This window comes from Lactococcus formosensis, from assembly GCF_037892375.1.
Classification (GTDB): domain Bacteria; phylum Bacillota; class Bacilli; order Lactobacillales; family Streptococcaceae; genus Lactococcus; species Lactococcus formosensis.
Window position 1 is genome coordinate 21,427 of record NZ_CP141722.1, and the last position, 18,910, is coordinate 40,336.

Below are 18,910 nucleotides of genomic sequence, written 5' to 3' on the forward strand. Positions count from 1 at the left end.
CGCTACCCTTACAGATAAAAATTGATAACTATCAAGAAAATAAAACGATTGAAAAAAGTCATATAATAAGGGAAAATGACTTGCTGCAAACAAGTCCAATATAGCCGAGTAAAAGTCGGTGGTCGTATTTAGTTCGAGAACCGTTAACTAGCCAAAGTTGAGACGGTTCTTATTTTTGGTGATTTTTTAATCAACAAGATGACAAACGTAAGCAAGCTGATTAGGAAACTACAAATTGCAGTCACTAACATACCTTTATTTTTGTAGATAACGAGAAGCCGAAGAGTGTTCCCTCCCTTTCAGTGTGGTTGAAGAAGTCCGGAGGATTCGATAAATGGATCGTGTAACTGCTAAAAATTGTATGTCAGAAGTTATATTTGGCAACAACAAAAAAAGTAGCCGTTCAAAGACGACTACTAGGTTCTAAACATCCATTACCCAAAATCAATTTGATCGAGCATGGTTTCACGACTGGCTTGATCTAACCCGAGATAGGTGAGGTTCATAGCTTCACTGGAATGATTTAACAAATGCATGACTAAACCAATGTTATAATTCGATTGTGTATAAACTCTATAAGCTCCTGTTTTACGCATGGTATGTGTTCCCAAGTAATTGATAGATAAAAGGTCTCCAACGCGTGCCATGACTTTATAAAAGTGCTTCTCGGTGATATGACGCTCTGTGCGAGAGGTTGAAGGAAATAACCACTCTGAATTGAGATTTTGTTGCACTAGCCAATCATGATAAATCAACAAATCTTGTTGTACAGGTTTCAAATATAACGTATTCGCTTTACCTGTTTTTTGATCATGAATAAAAGCAGTTTGTTTGACTGTGCCATCCGAATTAAAGACATCAGATTTTTTTAGTTTCATGACATCACTGACACGCAATAAGGTCGCTTTCCCAACTTGGAAGATCGTATAGTTGCGACGTCCAGCACGAAAGCTATCAAGTAGTGTATCTTGAACCATTTTTAAGATATTTGAATCTTTGATGGGAAGAACGATTTGTTGAACCATATAATTAGATATCCTTTCTCAATCAGGTTCTGTTGCAAAGTTTTAAATAAAGAATAAAATCCCTTACGGTATCTATGATTTAAGCTGGGATTCCCAATAATACCTTGATTTCAGTACAGACCGAAAACCCGAAGAGAGTGCCTTCTTTTCGGGTTTTCTTATATAATCCTCGGATGGCTTCCATACCTTTAATCGTGGTAGAGGCAGTGCGTAAACTTCGATAGAATTTATTGCGTCTCTTTACTGGACGATGGTCTTGTTCAATCAAATTATTCAGGTATTTAATGGTACGATGTTCTGTCCCTTGATAAAAGCCGTATTCTTTTAGTTTCTTAAAGGCACTTGTAATAGAGGGGGCTTTATCTGTGACTACAACCTTCGGTTCATCAAACTGCTTCACTAACCGCTTAAGAAAAGCATAGGCTGCTTGTGTGTCCCGTTTTTTACGTAACCAAATATCCAAGGTTAAACCATCTGCATCGATGGCTCGATACAAATAATGCCATTTTCCTTTAATTTTGATGTACGTTTCATCCATTTTCCATGAATAAAAGGATTTTTTATTTTTCTTTTTCCAAATTTGATAGAGTAGTTTGCCATATTCTTGCACCCAACGATAAATCGTCGTATGAGAAACGTTAATGCCACGATCATATAAGATTTCTTGAACTTCACGATAGCTAAGGTTATAACGAAGATAGTAGCCCACGGCTACAATAATCACATCCTGCTGAAATTGCTTTCCTTTAAAATGATTCATCGTCATTCCTCCTGCTATCTTTTTCTATTATTCTACCTTATTTGATAGTAGATTTAAAACTTTGCAACAGAACCTTTAAAACTTAGTTTATATGTGGTAAAATGTTTTAATCAAGTTTAGGAGGAATTAATTATGAAGTGTAATGAATGTAACAGGGTTCAATACAACCAAATTTTAATTTGGCTTTGCATTTTATCTTTTTTTAGCGTATTAAATGAAATGGTTTTGAACGTCTCATTACCTGATATTGCAAATGATTTTAATAAACCACCTGCGAGTACAAACTGGGTAAACACAGCCTTTATGTTAACCTTTTCCATTGGAACAGCTGTATATGGAAAGCTATCTGATCAATTAGGCATCAAAAGGTTACTCCTATTTGGAATTATAATAAATTGTTTCGGGTCGGTAATTGGGTTTGTTGGCCATTCTTTCTTTTCCTTACTTATTATGGCTCGTTTTATTCAAGGGGCTGGTGCAGCTGCATTTCCAGCACTCGTAATGGTTGTAGTTGCGCGCTATATTCCAAAGGAAAATAGGGGTAAAGCATTTGGTCTTATTGGATCGATAGTAGCCATGGGAGAAGGAGTCGGTCCAGCGATTGGTGGAATGATAGCCCATTATATTCATTGGTCCTATCTTCTACTCATTCCTATGATAACAATTATCACTGTTCCGTTTCTTATGAAATTATTAAAGAAAGAAGTAAGGATAAAAGGTCATTTTGATATCAAAGGAATTATACTAATGTCTGTAGGCATTGTATTTTTTATGTTGTTTACAACATCATATAGCATTTCTTTTCTTATCGTTAGCGTGCTGTCATTCCTGATATTTGTAAAACATATCAGGAAAGTAACAGATCCTTTTGTTGATCCCGGATTAGGGAAAAATATACCTTTTATGATTGGAGTTCTTTGTGGGGGAATTATATTTGGAACAGTAGCAGGGTTTGTCTCTATGGTTCCTTATATGATGAAAGATGTTTACCAGCTAAGTACTGCCGAAATCGGAAGTGTAATTATTTTCCCTGGAACAATGAGTGTCATTATTTTCGGCTACATTGGTGGGATACTTGTTGATAGAAGAGGTCCTTTATACGTGTTAAACATCGGAGTTACATTTCTTTCTGTTAGCTTTTTAACAGCTTCCTTTCTTTTAGAAACAACATCATGGTTCATGACAATTATAATCGTATTTGTTTTAGGTGGGCTTTCGTTTACCAAAACAGTTATATCAACAATTGTTTCAAGTAGCTTGAAACAGCAGGAAGCTGGTGCTGGAATGAGTTTGCTTAACTTTACCAGCTTTTTATCAGAGGGAACAGGTATTGCAATTGTAGGTGGTTTATTATCCATACCCTTACTTGATCAAAGGTTGTTACCTATGGAAGTTGATCAGTCAACTTATCTGTATAGTAATTTGTTATTACTTTTTTCAGGAATCATTGTCATTAGTTGGCTGGTTACCTTGAATGTATATAAACATTCTCAAAGGGATTTCTAAATCGTTAAGGGATCAACTTTGGGAGAGAGTTCAAAATTGATCCTTTTTTTATAACAGGAATTCAAATCTTTTTGTTCCATTAAAGGGCGCGATTGCTGAATAAAAGATACGAGAGACCTCTCTTGTATCTTTTTTATTTTGAGTGGTTTTGTCCGTTACACTAGAAAACCGAAAGACAATAAAAATTTTATTCTTGCTGAGTCTGGCTTTCGGTAAGCTAGACAAAACGGACAAAATAAAAATTGGCAAGGGTTTAAAGGTGGAGATTTTTTGAGTGATCTTCTCAAAAAATACTACCTGTCCCTTGCTGATTTTTAAACGAGCACGAGAGCAAAACCCCCCTTTGCTGAGGTGGCAGAGGGCAGGTTTTTTTGTTTCTTTTTTCTCGTAAAAAAAAGAAAGGTCTTAAAGGTTTTATGGTTTTGGTCGGCACTGCCGACAGCCTCGCAGAGCACACACTTTATGAATATAAAGTATAGTGTGTTATACTTTACTTGGAAGTGGTTGCCGGAAAGAGCGAAAATGCCTCACATTTGTGCCACCTAAAAAGGAGCGATTTACATATGAGTTATGCAGTTTGTAGAATGCAAAAAGTGAAATCAGCTGGACTAAAAGGCATGCAATTTCATAATCAAAGAGAGCGAAAAAGTAGAACGAATGATGATATTGACCATGAGCGAACACGTGAAAATTATGATTTGAAAAATGATAAAAATATTGATTACAACGAACGTGTCAAAGAAATTATTGAATCACAAAAAACAGGTACAAGAAAAACGAGGAAAGATGCTGTTCTTGTAAATGAGTTGCTAGTAACATCTGACCGAGATTTTTTTGAGCAACTGGATCCAGGAGAACAAAAACGATTTTTTGAGGAAAGTTATAAATTATTTTCCGAACGATATGGCAAGCAAAATATTGCTTATGCAACAGTTCATAATGATGAGCAAACCCCTCACATGCATTTAGGTGTTGTGCCTATGCGTGATGGAAAACTGCAAGGAAAAAATGTGTTTAATCGTCAAGAACTGTTATGGCTACAAGATAAATTCCCCGAGCATATGAAAAAACAGGGTTTTGAGTTGAAGCGTGGTAAACGTGGCTCTGACCGTAAACATATTGAGACAGCTAAATTTAAAAAACAAACTTTGGAAAAAGAGATTGATTTTCTAGAAAAAAATTTAGCAGTTAAAAAAGATGAATGGACTGCTTATAGCGATAAAGTTAAATCAGATTTAGAAGTACCAGCGAAACGACACATGAAAAGTGTTGAAGTGCCAACGGGTAAAAAGTCCATGTTTGGTTTGGGAAAAGAAATAATGAAAACAGAAAAGAAACCAACCAAAAATGTTGTTATATCGGAGCGTGATTATAAAAACTTAGTGACTGCTGCGAGAGATAACGATAGGTTAAAACAGCATGTTAGAAATCTCATGAGTACTGATATGGCGAGAGAATATAAAAAATTAAGTAAAGAACATGGGCAAGTTAAAGAAAAATATAGTGGTCTTGTAGAGCGATTTAATGAAAATGTAAATGATTATAATGAGTTGCTTGAAGAAAACAAGTCTTTAAAGTCTAAAATAAGCGATTTAAAGCGTGATGTGAGTTTAATCTATGAAAGCACTAAGGAATTCCTTAAGGAACGTACAGACGGCTTAAAAGCCTTTAAAAACGTTTTTAAGGGGTTTGTAGACAAGGTAAAGGATAAAACAGCACAATTCCAAGAAAAACACGATTTAGAACCTAAAAAGAACGAATTTGAACTAACTCATAACCGAGAGGTAAAAAAAGAACGAAGTCGAGATCAGGGAATGAGTTTATAAAATAAAAAAAGCACCTGAAAAGGTGTCTTTTTTTGATGGTTTTGAACTTGTTCTTTCTTATCTTGATACATATAGAAATAACGTCATTTTTATTTTAGTTGCTGAAAGGTGCGTTGAAGTGTTGGTATGTATGTGTTTTAAAGTATTGAAAACCCTTAAAATTGGTTGCACAGAAAAACCCCATCTGTTAAAGTTATAAGTGACCAAACAAATAACTAAATAGATGGGGGTTTCTTTTAATATTATGTGTCCTAATAGTAGCATTTATTCAGATGAAAAATCAAGGGTTTTAGTGGACAAGACAAAAAGTGGAAAAGTGAGACCATGGAGAGAAAAGAAAATCGCTAATGTTGATTACTTTGAACTTCTGCATATTCTTGAATTTAAAAAGGCTGAAAGAGTAAAAGATTGTGCTGAAATATTAGAGTATAAACAAAATCGTGAAACAGGCGAAAGAAAGTTGTATCGAGTGTGGTTTTGTAAATCCAGGCTTTGTCCAATGTGCAACTGGAGGAGAGCAATGAAACATGGCATTCAGTCACAAAAGGTTGTTGCTGAAGTTATTAAACAAAAGCCAACAGTTCGTTGGTTGTTTCTCACATTAACAGTTAAAAATGTTTATGATGGCGAAGAATTAAATAAGAGTTTGTCAGATATGGCTCAAGGATTTCGCCGAATGATGCAATATGGTTCTGTTGCAAAGTTTTAAATAAAGAATAAAATCCCTTACGGTATCTATAATTTAAGCTGGGATTCCCAATAATACCTTGATTTCAGTACAGACCGAAAACCCGAAGAGAGTGCCTTCTTTTCGGGTTTTCTTATATAATCCTCGGATGGCTTCCATGCCTTTAATCGTGGGTGAGGCAGTGCGTAAACTTCGATAGAATTTATTGCGTCTCTTTACTGGACGATGGTCTTGTTCAATCAAATTATTCAGGTATTTAATGGTACGATGTTCTGTCCCTTGATAAAAGCCGTATTCTTTTAGTTTCTTAAAGGCACTTGTAATAGAGGGGGCTTTATCTGTGACTACAACCTTCGGTTCATCAAACTGCTTCACTAACCGCTTAAGAAAAGCATAGGCTGCTTGTGTGTCCCGTTTTTTACGTAACCAAATATCCAAGGTTAAACCATCTGCATCGATGGCTCGATACAAATAATGCCATTTTCCTTTAATTTTGATGTACGTTTCATCCATTTTCCATGAATAAAAGGATTTTTTATTTTTCTTTTTCCAAATTTGATAGAGTAGTTTGCCATATTCTTGCACCCAACGATAAATCGTCGTATGAGAAACGTTAATGCCACGATCATATAAGATTTCTTGAACTTCACGATAGCTAAGGTTATAACGAAGATAGTAGCCCACGGCTACAATAATCACATCCTGCTGAAATTGCTTTCCTTTAAAATGATTCATCGTCATTCCTCCTGCTATCTTTTTCTATTATTCTACCTTATTTGATAGTAGATTTAAAACTTTGCAACAGAACCCTTCAACATTAGTTTGTTCCTCTCTTCTAGGTGTCTTGGGTTTCAGCACGTTGGCAACAACAACTGTCTCTGCTAGCGAAGTGCCAAAAATAGAAATTGCTTCTAAAGAATTGGACTTAAATTCTGACCAGGTAACAATTTCAGACTATATGACAAAAGACGAAATGCTCCAATCAATTTCTACAGAATTTGGTGTTTCGATAGAACAAGCTGAACAAAATATTTTTAAAAACAGCGGTCGTGTAAAGCGTCAAACAACTGACGAAAAATTTGTTTTAGTTAGAGCAGCTTGGCAAGACCGACAAATTAATAATAGGGTTCTGTTGCAAAGTTTTAAATAAAGAATAAAATCCCTTACGGTATCTATGATTTAAGCTGGGATTCCCAATAATACCTTGATTTCAGTACAGACCGAAAACCCGAAGAGAGTGCCTTCTTTTCGGGTTTTCTTATATAATCCTCGGATGGCTTCCATACCTTTAATCGTGGGTAAGGCAGTGCGTAAACTTCGATAGAATTTATTGCGTCTCTTTACTGGACGATGGTCTTGTTCAATCAAATTATTCAGGTATTTAATGGTACGATGTTCTGTCCCTTGATAAAAGCCGTATTCTTTTAGTTTCTTAAAGGCACTTGTAATAGAGGGGGCTTTATCTGTGACTACAACCTTCGGTTCATCAAACTGCTTCACTAACCGCTTAAGAAAAGCATAGGCTGCTTGTGTGTCCCGTTTTTTACGTAACCAAATATCCAAGGTTAAACCATCTGCATCGATGGCTCGATACAAATAATGCCATTTTCCTTTAATTTTGATGTACGTTTCATCCATTTTCCATGAATAAAAGGATTTTTTATTTTTCTTTTTCCAAATTTGATAGAGTAGTTTGCCATATTCTTGCACCCAACGATAAATCGTCGTATGAGAAACGTTAATGCCACGATCATATAAGATTTCTTGAACTTCACGATAGCTAAGGTTATAACGAAGATAGTAGCCCACGGCTACAATAATCACATCCTGCTGAAATTGCTTTCCTTTAAAATGATTCATCGTCATTCCTCCTGCTATCTTTTTCTATTATTCTACCTTATTTGATAGTAGATTTAAAACTTTGCAACAGAACCATATTAACAATTCAAAACTATTGGAACCACTGCAAAATATTTTGTTAAGCAGTATATATTTCAAAAATTATACGTAATATATTTGTAGAAAGGTTGTGGACAGTTGTCCTATTGACCTGAAAAGTAATATAATAGCTGGATGAATAAAGAATCCCTTATGAACTTGTAAATCGTTATTAAATCGCTGAATTTTGATAGCCATTCTGAAGAGTTATCTTCAACTACTACACTAACTTCCATTAATTTCTCATTAATTTCCCTTTCGTTCAAAAAATATGGTTGGCTTTACAAGCATTCTATCATATGATAGAATTAAGATAACATTCAAAAGGAGATAATAAAAATGCGGCAAGGTATTCTTAAATAAACTGTCAATTAGATAGCGGGAATAATTAATTAAGCATCCTTATTTAAAATAAGGACTGGTTTTTTGTGCCCAGTTTAAGAATACTTTTATCATTTTATCATAAAGCATCTGTGGCTATCAGTGTGTAGTATACAGCTATTTTTGTATTAAAATCCCAGTGATAAGAGTATTTATCACTGGGATTTTTTCTGCTTTTTGAGCTTTTGAATGGAGGAAATAAAATTGAAAATTATTAATATCGGTATCTTAGCACATGTTGATGCAGGAAAAACTACTTTGACAGAAAGCTTACTATACAGTAGCGGAGCAATTAAAGAGTTAGGAAGTGTAGATAGCGGTACAACGAAAACGGATACTATGTTTTTGGAACGCCAGAGAGGTATTACTATTCAGACCGCAATAACATCTTTTCAACGGGAAAATGTTAAAGTAAATATTGTAGATACTCCTGGACACATGGATTTTTTGGCAGATGTATACCGTTCATTATCTGTTTTGGATGGAGCTATTTTGCTAATCTCTGCAAAAGATGGAGTACAGTCACAAACTCGTATACTATTCCATGCACTTAGAAAGATGAACATACCTATAATATTTTTTATTAACAAAATTGATCAAAATGGAATAAATTTGCCAGATGTTTATCAAGATATTAAGGACAAACTTTCTGACGACATCATAATTAAGCAGACTGTGAATCTAAATTTGAAACCTTATGTAATAGATTATACTGAACCAGAACAATGGGAGACAGTAATTGTGGGAAATGATTATTTATTAGAAAAATATACCATTGGGAAAACATTGAATATTGCAGAACTTGAAAAGGAGGAAAACGAAAGAATTCAAAGTTGCTCCTTATATCCTGTTTATCACGGAAGTGCAAAGAATAATATTGGAATTAAACAACTTATAGAGGTAATTACTAGCAAATTATTTTCACCCACACAACTCAATTCAGATAAACTTTGTGGAAATGTTTTTAAAGTAGAATATTCAGATGATGGTCAACGGCTTGTCTATGTACGTCTTTATAGTGGAACGCTACATTTGCGAGACTCAGTCAATATATCAGAAAAGGAAAAAATAAAAGTTACAGAAATGTATACTTCAATAAATGGAGAATTACGCCAGATAGATAAGGCAGAGCCTGGTGAGATTATTATTTTAAAAAATGAGCTTTTAAAACTAAATAACGTACTTGGAGATAAAAAAAGATTACCACATAGAGAAATTCTTGAGAATCCTCTTCCTATGTTACAAACAACAATTGAACCATGTAAATCAGTACAAAGAGAAAAGTTACTAGATGCACTTTTTGAAATATCCGATAGTGATCCCCTTCTACAATATTATGTAGATACAGTAACTCACGAAATTGTGCTATCTTTTTTAGGTGAGGTCCAAATGGAGGTAACTTGTACTCTGATTCAAGAAAAATATCATATTGAGATAGAAACAAGAAAACCAACTGTCATTTATATGGAAAGACCATTAAAAAAATCTGAATTTACCATTGATATCGAAGTACCTCCAAATCCTTTCTGGGCTTCTATTGGTTTATCTGTAACACCACTTCCTTTGGGTAGTGGCATTCAGTATGAGAGCCTGGTTTCTCTAGGTTATTTAAATCAATCATTTCAAAATGCAGTTATGGAAGGTATACGCTATGGGTGTGAACAAGGATTGTACGGTTGGAAATTAACAGACTGTAAGATCTGTTTTAAGTATGGTCTATATTACAGCCCTGTCAGTACGCCAGCAGATTTCCGAATGCTTGCGCCTATTGTACTAGAGCAGGCTTTTAGAAAGAGTGGTACAGAGTTATTAGAGCCATATCTTAGCTTCGAAATTTATGTACCACAAGAATATCTTTCGAGAGCATATAATGATGCTTCCAAATATTGTGCAAATATTTTAAATACTAAGTTAAAAGGTAACGAGGTCATTCTCATTGGTGAAATTCCAGCCCGTTGTATTCAAGAGTATCGAAACAGTTTAACTTTCTTTACAAATGGACGCAGTGTCTGTTTAACAGAGTTAAAAGGTTATCAGGTTACTAACATTAAGTCTGCTTTCCAACCACGTCGTCCAAATAATAGAATAGACAAAGTAAGGCATATGTTTAATAAAATCAACTTACATTGATAGTGAACTAAAGAGAAATTTTTAAAATGAATATTGAGTTGTTAATTAGAACAGGAGGATATAGATATTGTAAATACTAGGTGGATACTGTGCCCTATATGTGGCAATAAGACCCGTTTAAAAATGAGGGAAGATACTGAATTAAAAAATTTCCCTCTATTTTGTCCTAAATGCAGACAAGAAATTTTAATTGAAATAACGAAGTTTAGAATAACTGTAATTACAGAGCCAGACGCAAAGACGCAGAGCCGATAATTCGAGATATCAAAATCTCATTTTATCGGCTTTTTCTTTTCTATGCATACCATTGAGCTTAGTTCTTGATATCCTTTATAAGAAAATAAGTGTACTGATTTTTTTTGCAGTAGCTGTATTACAGTAGACATCCCTCAAGCATAAAAAGTATACAATTAAAATTCAATACTTGATTATTGATGAAGTACAGAGTTACTCGTCATTTCAAAACTAGTATATCAGTCAAGTTTTTCCTAAGGAACAAAAACGAACTTCGCTATGGGAATCAAAAATTTTTAGTCGGATGAAGTGATATGCAATAAATCCAGAAAATTTTCCCAACAACAAAAAATGAACTGTACTTTGCAGCGATAAGAGTAACCAAAGAACTATTTATCATTCGCTCTAGTTCCTAAGTGTAACAAAGATAAATTCATTTTCTATTTATGATTAACAAAAATCAGAAAAAATTCATTACATCTTTGTAATCAATCTTTCCTGATAGTATTAATTAATCCATTGTGTATTATTGAACTAGTTAAATTTACATTTTTCTCCGTAAATTGCTTGAATCACTTTCCCAATCGTCACTAATTCATCTTCATCCAGACAATCCAACTGTGCTTCTACTTGAAGACGTTTGGAGCTTTTATGACTGTTTTCTTCCCCTAAAATAAATCCATCCAAAGAAATATTTAGCAAAGTCACTAAATCATATACAACATGAAAACTTGGCTGTTGTCCTTTATTTTCAATGTTCGTCAAATAGCGTGGCGCAATCTGGATCATTGATCCTACCTGCTCACGAGTCAATCCTTTACTAAGACGGGCTTCTTTAATCGCAAGACCCAATGGTTTGAAATCAAAAGTTCTATGTTTTTTTCTGTCCATCATATATCACCTATCGGCATTATACTGTTCCTATCTAAATGTAAACAGGCCTTATATAAAGCAGTATATAGCTTAAATAAATCATATTTTTTTCAAATTGCTAAAAGAAAAAAAAAATCAGTCTTTTAGCGATTTCTTTCCTATGCACAAAAATATATCTGAGTACACTAAACGACGATTTCTGAATCGTCATTTTTTTATGTGTAAAGCTAAAGACGATGTTTTTGGGAGAATAAACCATGACTCATGACAGCATCCATTGGATTTATTTACTAAATTTATCAAAAAAATTTTTTCTATTTCAAAGAATCCTTTCGGATTAAAATGTAGTTTCTTGGTTCTATTAAAAGGGAACTATTTGTGTGAATTACTTTGTCCATATCGTCGGATATGGACTTTTTTGTGTTTTTCTAAAAGTTTTTTTCAAAAATTCCGTCATTTCCTCTCTTTACGTCGGGTTATATTACGAAAGGAGATAAATGTTCATTGGAATCATCTTCTTTCTCAACGGGAAAGGAGGTGTGAATGACATGAGTTCTTCCCTGTTCCAAGCTGCCATTGAAATGCAATTTGACTATATTTGTAAACGATCCATTGATGACGAACGTAAGGACTATTTAAAGTCTCTCAGTCGGATATCAAAAAAAGAAGTCGCTTTTTCAGAACTAGATGATTATGTAGTGGAACAGTTTGCTAGTATTGACCAGTAGGTTCTGTTGCAAAGTTTTAAATAAAGAATAAAATCCCTTACGGTATCTATGATTTAAGCTGGGATTCCCAATAATACCTTGATTTCAGTACAGACCGAAAACCCGAAGAGAGTGCCTTCTTTTCGGGTTTTCTTATATAATCCTCGGATGGCTTCCATACCTTTAATCGTGGTAGAGGCAGTGCGTAAACTTCGATAGAATTTATTGCGTCTCTTTACTGGACGATGGTCTTGTTCAATCAAATTATTCAGGTATTTAATGGTACGATGTTCTGTCCCTTGATAAAAGCCGTATTCTTTTAGTTTCTTAAAGGCACTTGTAATAGAGGGGGCTTTATCTGTGACTACAACCTTCGGTTCATCAAACTGCTTCACTAACCGCTTAAGAAAAGCATAGGCTGCTTGTGTGTCCCGTTTTTTACGTAACCAAATATCCAAGGTTAAACCATCTGCATCGATGGCTCGATACAAATAATGCCATTTTCCTTTAATTTTGATGTACGTTTCATCCATTTTCCATGAATAAAAGGATTTTTTATTTTTCTTTTTCCAAATTTGATAGAGTAGTTTGCCATATTCTTGCACCCAACGATAAATCGTCGTATGAGAAACGTTAATGCCACGATCATATAAGATTTCTTGAACTTCACGATAGCTAAGGTTATAACGAAGATAGTAGCCCACGGCTACAATAATCACATCCTGCTGAAATTGCTTTCCTTTAAAATGATTCATCGTCATTCCTCCTGCTATCTTTTTCTATTATTCTACCTTATTTGATAGTAGATTTAAAACTTTGCAACAGAACCTGTCGGAGTGCTAGAACCAAATTAATAATAGGCTCAAATTTATTAAGGAAATAAATTCTCTATTCTCGAAAAATTTTTTCATAGTTAGGAAATGTTGAAATAGGTTTAGCGACTTCATCAATGTAGGCATTTTTATTATATTGCGGTCTTAGATGAGGTGTATAATAAAAGTTTTTTTGTTTTGGAGACAGCTTTAAATCATAACAATAAAACTTTTCTCTATACGTTCTCAATATACTAATGACTTGATTATCTCCTGAGTCAATAAACCTATAGAGTGCTTGTTGACCTTTAACCCCTGTAGCAAAAATGATGCGGTCAGATTTATTAAAAGCTTCATCAATAAAAGACCAGTTAGTCGGATCAGCGGAGTGAATTGTACTATTTTTTAAATTCCTGCTTTGAGGTTCAATAAAAGAAACAGCATTGACTATAATAAGAGCAACATAATTGTTTTTTTCGGCATAATTAACCAACTGGTCAACAGTTTGATCAGAGTTCAAATGTGAAGCATTAGAAGGATTCATCATAAATCCACAAAGTACCTTTCCCTCTTTGCCCCATCTCCTTTCTAACAGATACCTCTTTTCTTTTTTCTCATCATAAATTACATCTGTTGTTGAACTTTCTTGCTTTGGCAAGTTCATAGTTTTGCATATTGTTGAATAATCCACATTATCTCCATCTAGGTTACTATATTCCACTTATTTCTTATTTTATTATCTTTCAATAAACTTCTAACCCCTTATGATTGTGGCGGTTCAGGCTTCCACTTAGAGTCATCAGCAAAAAGCTCCTGAGCTCTTTCAACCATACTTTGAATACCCTTATTAAGTTCTAATCGCTCCTCGTCAGACATGTCTTTTAAAGATACACCCTCATTCAAACATACAGATATGGGGATTGATGTTTGTTCACTCTTTTGTTTAATCAAGTCATTTGCCATGCTACTTGTATTCTTTTCTTTTTTGCTCTCGGAAATGACCTCGCGTGCTGCATTGATTAATGTATTGCAACTATGCTCATATCTTTTTCTTTGTTCTTCAGTCATGTTGTTTAAATCTACACTGTCACTAGGGCAGATGAAAGCTTCATTTTTTGAGTCTGTAGTCAATTTTTCTCCAATCATTTTTATACGATATAATATTTAAGTTTAAATTCTTCTGCATCACATTTTACAAAATAAATATACTTCTCTTCTTCAGAAAGACCACGTTCAAATCGTAACACATAATCGCCGTCTCTACAACTAGCACCTTTGTTCAACATGAGACTGGGTGGATATTTTTTATATTCGTCAAAATCAACTTGTAAATATCGAGTACCGTCATATTTTAATTCTCCATTTTCTTTTCCATCAAGTAAATCTTCAACCCATTGCTCTCCATCCCACGTATTATCGGAAATATATTTTTCCACTGCTTTAATATTTACAGGCCATGCTTGAATTGATGTAACTTTACTTTTAATGTTCATTACTTCCTCACTAATTTCTTTCTTATTTGTATTTTTAAATGTCACTGAATACAATCTTCAGTATCTTATCTGCTTTTTCTAATTGACTGTTGTCGAGTGATAAGAGAAATTGGAATAAAGAATTTTGTTTTTTATTCTCTGAAGATACCATTTGGGATGTAAAGTAATCAATGAATTTTTTTCAGTATTAAGTTTCCTACAAAAGGACAGCAGAGTATACTTTAATGGTTTGTTTTTCCTTTCTGATATAATGGGATTTATAAATGGTAAAGTATATTGAGCATTGAGATTATGAAATTATCTCTGATTTCTTTTTATAAAATACTCTTTTATTTGATTTAAAAAGTTCATAAGGTAATCCAACTCATTAATATAATCTTGGCTGTGTGTTGGATTTTTTTCCTCAAAGAATTCGATTAATTTTTTTAGCTCATTTATTCTATTATTGATTGAAACTGATAGTTGTTCTTTATAGTCAGTTACAAAAATCTTTAAATCATTATTTTTAGGGATAATATATATTTCTTTTAAATTTTTTTCTATTTCCTCAACAATACTATCAGTGATAGAAGATATTGGCAACTTGTATGAAATATTTGACTTCGGATTATATATTCCCAAATATTTAATCCTTTTAAAAATATGTGATTGATCTGAATATAGACCAGCTAGGTAATATGTTATAACTTGTAATTTATTTTGAGAGTTTAACGGATTTGATTTATAAACTTTAATATCCCAAATGGTATCTTCAGTCATAAAATCGATTTCACCTTCTGCAGTTATTGAGTGGTATTTTTTTGCTCTATTATTAACAGTCTCCCAACTGAAAAAGGGTTTTGCGAAAGAAATAGGATTAATGGAGCTTAGGAATTCTATTGTTCGATTTGTAAGAATTTTAACATACGTTATTTCATTATCTGTAAGTTCATAATCTAAGTCTAAGACGGAAAGACTATGAGCTGCTCTAATCACTTCACTATTTATATCAGAAGAATGAATTATTATTGATAAGTTATTTAAGGAAGTGTAATTTAAAGGAATATTTCTCCATATTTGGAAAATATTTATTCCAGATAACCAATAAGACAGATTTTCAATAGTAGTTGCTAAGTCTGAAGAGTGGCGGGGGTTTTCAATATCGATTAAAGATTCAACAATATTATATTCAGTGGGAGAAAATAATTTTGAAGAAATATATCCTCCTCGAGGCTGTTTTATTTGCTTAATAGCTAATGTATAACTCATATTTATGATTTCTCCTATTTATTGATATATCTATAAATTGTTGTTCGAGATACACCCCAAGACTCCGCAATATTTTTAATTGGTGTCCCATTATCTACGAGTGTTTTAAGCAATTCTATATCTTTCTCAGTGAATTTCTCAGGTCGACCGCCTAATCTTCCTCTCGCACGTGCTGCAGCTCTTCCTGCGGCTGAACGTTCGAGAATAAGATTACGTTCAAACTCCGCAAATGCAGCGAACAAATGGAACATAAGTTGTCCAGTAGAGCTTGATTTATCCATCGTGATATTTTCTTGTAAGCTATGGAAACTTACTCCTTTATCGTTTAGTGAGTTGACTATGCTGATTAAGTCCTCCATATTTCTTCCTAATCGATCCAATCGCCAAACAACAATTGTGTCACCAGGGCGAGAAAATTCTATTGCTGATTTTAACCCAGGTCTATCTTTTTTACTTCCAGACATATGATCAGTAAATATTTTCTCACAGCCATATTTTACAAGGCTGTCTTTTTGTAAATCTAAATTTTGTAGTCCAGTTGAAACACGTGCATATCCAATATTCATATTTCTGCACCTCCGTTAGTTTAATTGTACCATAACTTAAAACATTATATATAAATGAACATAGATTAAATTATGGGTTAATGAACACTAAATGTAAAAGAAATAGATAAAAATTGCAGAAAATAAAAAGTGTCCAGAAAATGGAGGTTTTCTGAACACTATATTTTATGTTTATTAGAGAGTTCTACTTTATGACTTTTTAGTGTAAAATGTAGCTAGCAGGATAACTTTTAGTCAACTATTAATTTTATCCTATATTATGATTCTAAAGGTTACTTACAACTATGATTACTACATATATATTTATCTTTTTTACTGTTATTATGTCATTACTTATATTACTTCCAATAATTGTTTTAGTAAGAAAGGCACGTAAGACAAATAAGATCGTAACTCTCCAACTACAACAAGAAGAGATGGAAAGAAAAAGAAAAGAGAGTTTAAAAAAATATGAATCACAAAAAATAGAAAAAGAAAGAAGGAAGCTACAAAAGCAAAGTGATATCTTAAAACGTATTGATGAACAGAGGAGAAAAGAACTATACCAAAGTATAGAAAAGAGTGAAGAACAGAGATTAAAACAAATACAATTACGTACTCAGAATAATGAAACTGTAGCAGAGGTTCTCACCAATATAGAAGGAATAGGTAAAATATTTCAAATTCTATCTCCTGATGAACTATACACGTGTAAAGTAAAAGATTTTACAGGTGTTTATATAGTCTATAATACAGAACAGAAAAAAGCTTACGTTGGTCAGTCCAAAAATGTTATGAAGCGTCTGCGTAACCACTTTTTAGGAACTGGTGGAAACACAGGGAGTGAAGCATTTTATAAAGATTATAAGTCTCATGTACTTTTTGAAATTTATACAATAAAATTAAATGAAAGTTACTTTGACAATCTTGACGAATTAGAAAGAAATCTCATTACATATTATAATTCGTATAGTGAAGGATACAATAATAATTCTGGAAATAAAAGTTAAGTAATATAGTCTATATAAATTATATTAATAGCCTCATACTATTATGTGTATATGTATATGCTCATCATTATGTTTACTCCATTTGCATTAAAGAATGGAATAACATTTGGATAACGCCTTTATTGTCATAATCAAAAATACATGGTATAATAGAGGTAAGAAAAAAGAGCTTGCTGTAACAAGCTCCATAGAGACCGTTTAAGACGGTTGACAAGTAACTTATCTAAAAATAGAATCGCACTCGGTCAAAAGTTAGCGGTTCTATTTTTTTATGCTCTTTACAATCACAATAATGAGATTGAGCAACATAACAATGAAACTTGCAAATGCAATCATCAAAGCTAAGCTGTCTGAGACACTCAAAAATCTAGCCTTTCTAGTTTGATAGGGAAACACCTATACTCATAGGCATCACCCCTCTTTCTATACTTAGCCAACCGCTATAAACTTTCTCTACTCTATATTATACCAAAAATATAAGCTGCAAGCCATTCAAACTAGCAGTTTTTCTATTCTTCAGGGGGAATAATAAAGATAAAATACTTAAGTTATGAGTTGACGACGTCATTTCGTTATGTTATAATATGTATATAGAGAAAAACGGATAGAGGAGAATAAAATGAATATCAAAAATGAAATTATTGAGTTGGATAATGGAGCAGGAGATGTTATCAGTATCACTCCTAATGAATTAGCAATGTTTAATGAAAAGGTGATTGTATATCAAGCAGGGGAAGGACACCTCACTAGCAATATCGATGAAGCCTTGGATTTAATTAATAAAGATATGTCTGAAGCAGACGATATTTATAGTGAATTTGGAGAAGAAATTTATAACAAATTCTTTGAAAAGACACTTGATGAAACTGAAAAAGAATTAGTTAGAGAATATTATGATGAAATATATGGAATGGAAGTAGCATCAGTTATAGATTTGCTTAAAGAAGCAACTGAAGAATAGTATATATAGAAAAAAAGCGGTTCTGTTGCAAAGTTTTAAATCTACTATCAAATAAGGTAGAATAATAGAAAAAGATAGCAGGAGGAATGACGATGAATCATTTTAAAGGAAAGCAATTTCAGCAGGATGTGATTATTGTAGCCGTGGGCTACTATCTTCGTTATAACCTTAGCTATCGTGAAGTTCAAGAAATCTTATATGATCGTGGCATTAACGTTTCTCATACGACGATTTATCGTTGGGTGCAAGAATATGGCAAACTACTCTATCAAATTTGGAAAAAGAAAAATAAAAAATCCTTTTATTCATGGAAAATGGATGAAACGTACATCAAAATTAAAGGAAAATGGCATTATTTGTATCGAGCCATCGATGCAGATGGTTTAACCTTGGATATTTGGTTACGTAAAAAACGGGACACACAAGCAGCCTATGCTTTTCTTAAGCGGTTAGTGAAGCAGTTTGATGAACCGAAGGTTGTAGTCACAGATAAAGCCCCCTCTATTACAAGTGCCTTTAAGAAACTAAAAGAATACGGCTTTTATCAAGGGACAGAACATCGTACCATTAAATACCTGAATAATTTGATTGAACAAGACCATCGTCCAGTAAAGAGACGCAATAAATTCTATCGAAGTTTACGCACTGCCTCTACCACGATTAAAGGTATGGAAGCCATCCGAGGATTATATAAGAAAACCCGAAAAGAAGGCACTCTCTTCGGGTTTTCGGTCTGTACTGAAATCAAGGTATTATTGGGAATCCCAGCTTAA

Annotated in this window: 22 protein-coding genes and 1 pseudogene; 10 read left to right on the forward strand and 13 right to left on the reverse strand. The window is 33.4% G+C overall.

The features are described from left to right. Positions 1-434: 434 nt before the first annotated feature. A complete protein-coding gene (locus tag VNN39_RS09855) occupies positions 435-1,025 on the reverse strand; it encodes a site-specific integrase (RefSeq protein ID WP_338998212.1) in 591 nt (196 codons plus the stop codon). A gap of 79 nt (positions 1,026-1,104) precedes the next feature. Next, a complete protein-coding gene (locus VNN39_RS09860) occupies positions 1,105-1,785 on the reverse strand; it encodes an IS6-like element IS1216 family transposase (protein ID WP_001015311.1) in 681 nt (226 codons plus the stop codon). 132 nt (positions 1,786-1,917) lie between these two features. On the opposite strand from VNN39_RS09860, the gene tet(L) reads away from it, so the two are divergent. The 3 genes and pseudogenes from tet(L) to VNN39_RS09875 all read left to right on the forward strand — a co-directional run. Next, entirely contained in the window at positions 1,918-3,291 is a 1,374-nt protein-coding gene (tet(L), locus tag VNN39_RS09865) for a tetracycline efflux MFS transporter Tet(L) (RefSeq protein ID WP_338998232.1), read from the forward strand. A 563-nt stretch (positions 3,292-3,854) separates the two neighbouring features. Further along, positions 3,855-5,117, forward strand: a complete 1,263-nt coding sequence (gene mobV / locus VNN39_RS09870; protein WP_339007323.1) for a MobV family relaxase — start codon at positions 3,855-3,857, stop codon at positions 5,115-5,117. A 244-nt stretch (positions 5,118-5,361) separates the two neighbouring features. Continuing rightward, positions 5,362-5,820: pseudogene (locus VNN39_RS09875) on the forward strand (protein rep); the annotation flags it as partial. 39 nt (positions 5,821-5,859) lie between these two features. On the opposite strand, the gene VNN39_RS09880 reads toward VNN39_RS09875, so the two are convergent. Next, positions 5,860-6,540 (reverse strand): IS6-like element IS1216 family transposase, encoded by a 681-nt coding sequence (locus tag VNN39_RS09880; protein ID WP_013646119.1) that lies wholly within the window; start codon positions 6,538-6,540, stop codon positions 5,860-5,862. A 61-nt stretch (positions 6,541-6,601) separates the two neighbouring features. Here VNN39_RS09880 and VNN39_RS09885 point away from each other — a divergent pair, with 61 nt between their 5' ends. Beyond that, entirely contained in the window at positions 6,602-6,955 is a 354-nt protein-coding gene (locus VNN39_RS09885; protein WP_338998229.1) for a hypothetical protein, read from the forward strand. A 29-nt stretch (positions 6,956-6,984) separates the two neighbouring features. Here VNN39_RS09885 and VNN39_RS09890 read toward each other — a convergent pair whose 3' ends face one another. Then, entirely contained in the window at positions 6,985-7,665 is a 681-nt protein-coding gene (locus tag VNN39_RS09890) for an IS6-like element IS1216 family transposase (protein ID WP_339007325.1), read from the reverse strand. A gap of 538 nt (positions 7,666-8,203) precedes the next feature. Beyond that, positions 8,204-8,329 carry a hypothetical protein gene (locus VNN39_RS10115; RefSeq protein WP_193393255.1) on the reverse strand — a complete coding sequence of 42 codons (126 nt, stop codon included), beginning with the start codon at positions 8,327-8,329 and terminating at the stop codon, positions 8,204-8,206. Between VNN39_RS10115 and tet(S) the strand changes: the two genes are divergently transcribed. After that, positions 8,314-10,254 (forward strand): tetracycline resistance ribosomal protection protein Tet(S), encoded by a 1,941-nt coding sequence (gene tet(S) / locus VNN39_RS09895; protein WP_002405437.1) that lies wholly within the window; start codon positions 8,314-8,316, stop codon positions 10,252-10,254. The two genes, VNN39_RS10115 and tet(S), sit on opposite strands and share 16 nt — an antisense overlap. A gap of 87 nt (positions 10,255-10,341) precedes the next feature. After that, the gene (locus VNN39_RS09900) at positions 10,342-10,509 is read left to right on the forward strand and encodes a cysteine-rich KTR domain-containing protein (protein ID WP_005228365.1); all 168 of its coding nucleotides are present in this window, start codon (positions 10,342-10,344) and stop codon (positions 10,507-10,509) included. A gap of 513 nt (positions 10,510-11,022) precedes the next feature. Here VNN39_RS09900 and VNN39_RS09905 read toward each other — a convergent pair. Continuing rightward, the gene (locus VNN39_RS09905) at positions 11,023-11,382 is read right to left on the reverse strand and encodes a helix-turn-helix domain-containing protein (protein ID WP_002405438.1); all 360 of its coding nucleotides are present in this window, start codon (positions 11,380-11,382) and stop codon (positions 11,023-11,025) included. A 527-nt stretch (positions 11,383-11,909) separates the two neighbouring features. On the opposite strand from VNN39_RS09905, the gene VNN39_RS09910 reads away from it, so the two are divergent. Beyond that, positions 11,910-12,089, forward strand: a complete 180-nt coding sequence (locus VNN39_RS09910; protein ID WP_198471755.1) for a hypothetical protein — start codon at positions 11,910-11,912, stop codon at positions 12,087-12,089. Positions 12,090-12,142: 53 nt separating this feature from the next. On the opposite strand, the gene VNN39_RS09915 is transcribed toward VNN39_RS09910, so the two are convergent. The 6 genes from VNN39_RS09915 to VNN39_RS09940 form a co-directional block, all read right to left on the reverse strand. After that, the gene (locus tag VNN39_RS09915; RefSeq protein ID WP_001015311.1) at positions 12,143-12,823 is read right to left on the reverse strand and encodes an IS6-like element IS1216 family transposase; all 681 of its coding nucleotides are present in this window, start codon (positions 12,821-12,823) and stop codon (positions 12,143-12,145) included. Positions 12,824-12,956: 133 nt separating this feature from the next. Continuing rightward, positions 12,957-13,571 carry a DUF1643 domain-containing protein gene (locus VNN39_RS09920; RefSeq protein WP_338998227.1) on the reverse strand — a complete coding sequence of 205 codons (615 nt, stop codon included), beginning with the start codon at positions 13,569-13,571 and terminating at the stop codon, positions 12,957-12,959. A 71-nt stretch (positions 13,572-13,642) separates the two neighbouring features. Continuing rightward, positions 13,643-14,026: a hypothetical protein gene (locus VNN39_RS09925; RefSeq protein ID WP_338998225.1), complete on the reverse strand. Its 384-nt coding sequence runs from the start codon at positions 14,024-14,026 to the stop codon at positions 13,643-13,645. Positions 14,027-14,028: 2 nt separating this feature from the next. Next, positions 14,029-14,418: a hypothetical protein gene (locus VNN39_RS09930; protein ID WP_338998223.1), complete on the reverse strand. Its 390-nt coding sequence runs from the start codon at positions 14,416-14,418 to the stop codon at positions 14,029-14,031. A 252-nt stretch (positions 14,419-14,670) separates the two neighbouring features. After that, positions 14,671-15,621, reverse strand: a complete 951-nt coding sequence (locus VNN39_RS09935; RefSeq protein ID WP_338998221.1) for a hypothetical protein — start codon at positions 15,619-15,621, stop codon at positions 14,671-14,673. 14 nt (positions 15,622-15,635) lie between these two features. Continuing rightward, complete coding sequence (locus VNN39_RS09940; RefSeq protein WP_338998219.1) at positions 15,636-16,187, reverse strand: recombinase family protein; 552 nt, start codon at positions 16,185-16,187, stop codon at positions 15,636-15,638. 284 nt (positions 16,188-16,471) lie between these two features. Between VNN39_RS09940 and VNN39_RS09945 the strand changes: the two genes are divergently transcribed. Further along, positions 16,472-17,176, forward strand: coding sequence for a GIY-YIG nuclease family protein (locus tag VNN39_RS09945; protein WP_338998216.1), 705 nt, complete (start codon positions 16,472-16,474; stop codon positions 17,174-17,176). A 261-nt stretch (positions 17,177-17,437) separates the two neighbouring features. On the opposite strand, the gene VNN39_RS10120 is transcribed toward VNN39_RS09945, so the two are convergent. Continuing rightward, on the reverse strand, positions 17,438-17,572 hold the full coding sequence (locus tag VNN39_RS10120; protein ID WP_416274875.1) for a putative holin-like toxin: 135 nt from the start codon (positions 17,570-17,572) through the stop codon (positions 17,438-17,440). Between the two features lie 223 nt (positions 17,573-17,795). Between VNN39_RS10120 and VNN39_RS09950 the strand changes: the two genes are divergently transcribed. Continuing rightward, positions 17,796-18,137 carry a hypothetical protein gene (locus VNN39_RS09950; protein ID WP_338998214.1) on the forward strand — a complete coding sequence of 114 codons (342 nt, stop codon included), beginning with the start codon at positions 17,796-17,798 and terminating at the stop codon, positions 18,135-18,137. Positions 18,138-18,229: 92 nt separating this feature from the next. Then, a complete protein-coding gene (locus tag VNN39_RS09955) occupies positions 18,230-18,910 on the forward strand; it encodes an IS6-like element IS1216 family transposase (protein ID WP_001015311.1) in 681 nt (226 codons plus the stop codon).

What these genes read in the sequence shown, in the direction of transcription:
- VNN39_RS09915 (WP_001015311.1), bottom strand. Translation starts at nt 12,823, where the DNA reads ATGAATCATTTTAAAGGAAAGCAATTTCAGCAGGATGTGATTATTGTA.
- VNN39_RS09910 (WP_198471755.1), top strand. Translation starts at nt 11,910, where the DNA reads ATGAGTTCTTCCCTGTTCCAAGCTGCCATTGAAATGCAATTTGACTAT.
- VNN39_RS09860 (WP_001015311.1), bottom strand. Translation starts at nt 1,785, where the DNA reads ATGAATCATTTTAAAGGAAAGCAATTTCAGCAGGATGTGATTATTGTA.
- VNN39_RS09950 (WP_338998214.1), top strand. Translation starts at nt 17,796, where the DNA reads ATGAATATCAAAAATGAAATTATTGAGTTGGATAATGGAGCAGGAGAT.
- VNN39_RS09935 (WP_338998221.1), bottom strand. Translation starts at nt 15,621, where the DNA reads ATGAGTTATACATTAGCTATTAAGCAAATAAAACAGCCTCGAGGAGGA.
- VNN39_RS09890 (WP_339007325.1), bottom strand. Translation starts at nt 7,665, where the DNA reads ATGAATCATTTTAAAGGAAAGCAATTTCAGCAGGATGTGATTATTGTA.
- VNN39_RS09855 (WP_338998212.1), bottom strand. Translation starts at nt 1,025, where the DNA reads ATGGTTCAACAAATCGTTCTTCCCATCAAAGATTCAAATATCTTAAAA.
- VNN39_RS09880 (WP_013646119.1), bottom strand. Translation starts at nt 6,540, where the DNA reads ATGAATCATTTTAAAGGAAAGCAATTTCAGCAGGATGTGATTATTGTA.
- VNN39_RS09925 (WP_338998225.1), bottom strand. Translation starts at nt 14,026, where the DNA reads ATGATTGGAGAAAAATTGACTACAGACTCAAAAAATGAAGCTTTCATC.
- VNN39_RS09945 (WP_338998216.1), top strand. Translation starts at nt 16,472, where the DNA reads ATGATTACTACATATATATTTATCTTTTTTACTGTTATTATGTCATTA.
- mobV (WP_339007323.1), top strand. Translation starts at nt 3,855, where the DNA reads ATGAGTTATGCAGTTTGTAGAATGCAAAAAGTGAAATCAGCTGGACTA.
- VNN39_RS09955 (WP_001015311.1), top strand. Translation starts at nt 18,230, where the DNA reads ATGAATCATTTTAAAGGAAAGCAATTTCAGCAGGATGTGATTATTGTA.
- VNN39_RS09905 (WP_002405438.1), bottom strand. Translation starts at nt 11,382, where the DNA reads ATGATGGACAGAAAAAAACATAGAACTTTTGATTTCAAACCATTGGGT.
- VNN39_RS09940 (WP_338998219.1), bottom strand. Translation starts at nt 16,187, where the DNA reads ATGAATATTGGATATGCACGTGTTTCAACTGGACTACAAAATTTAGAT.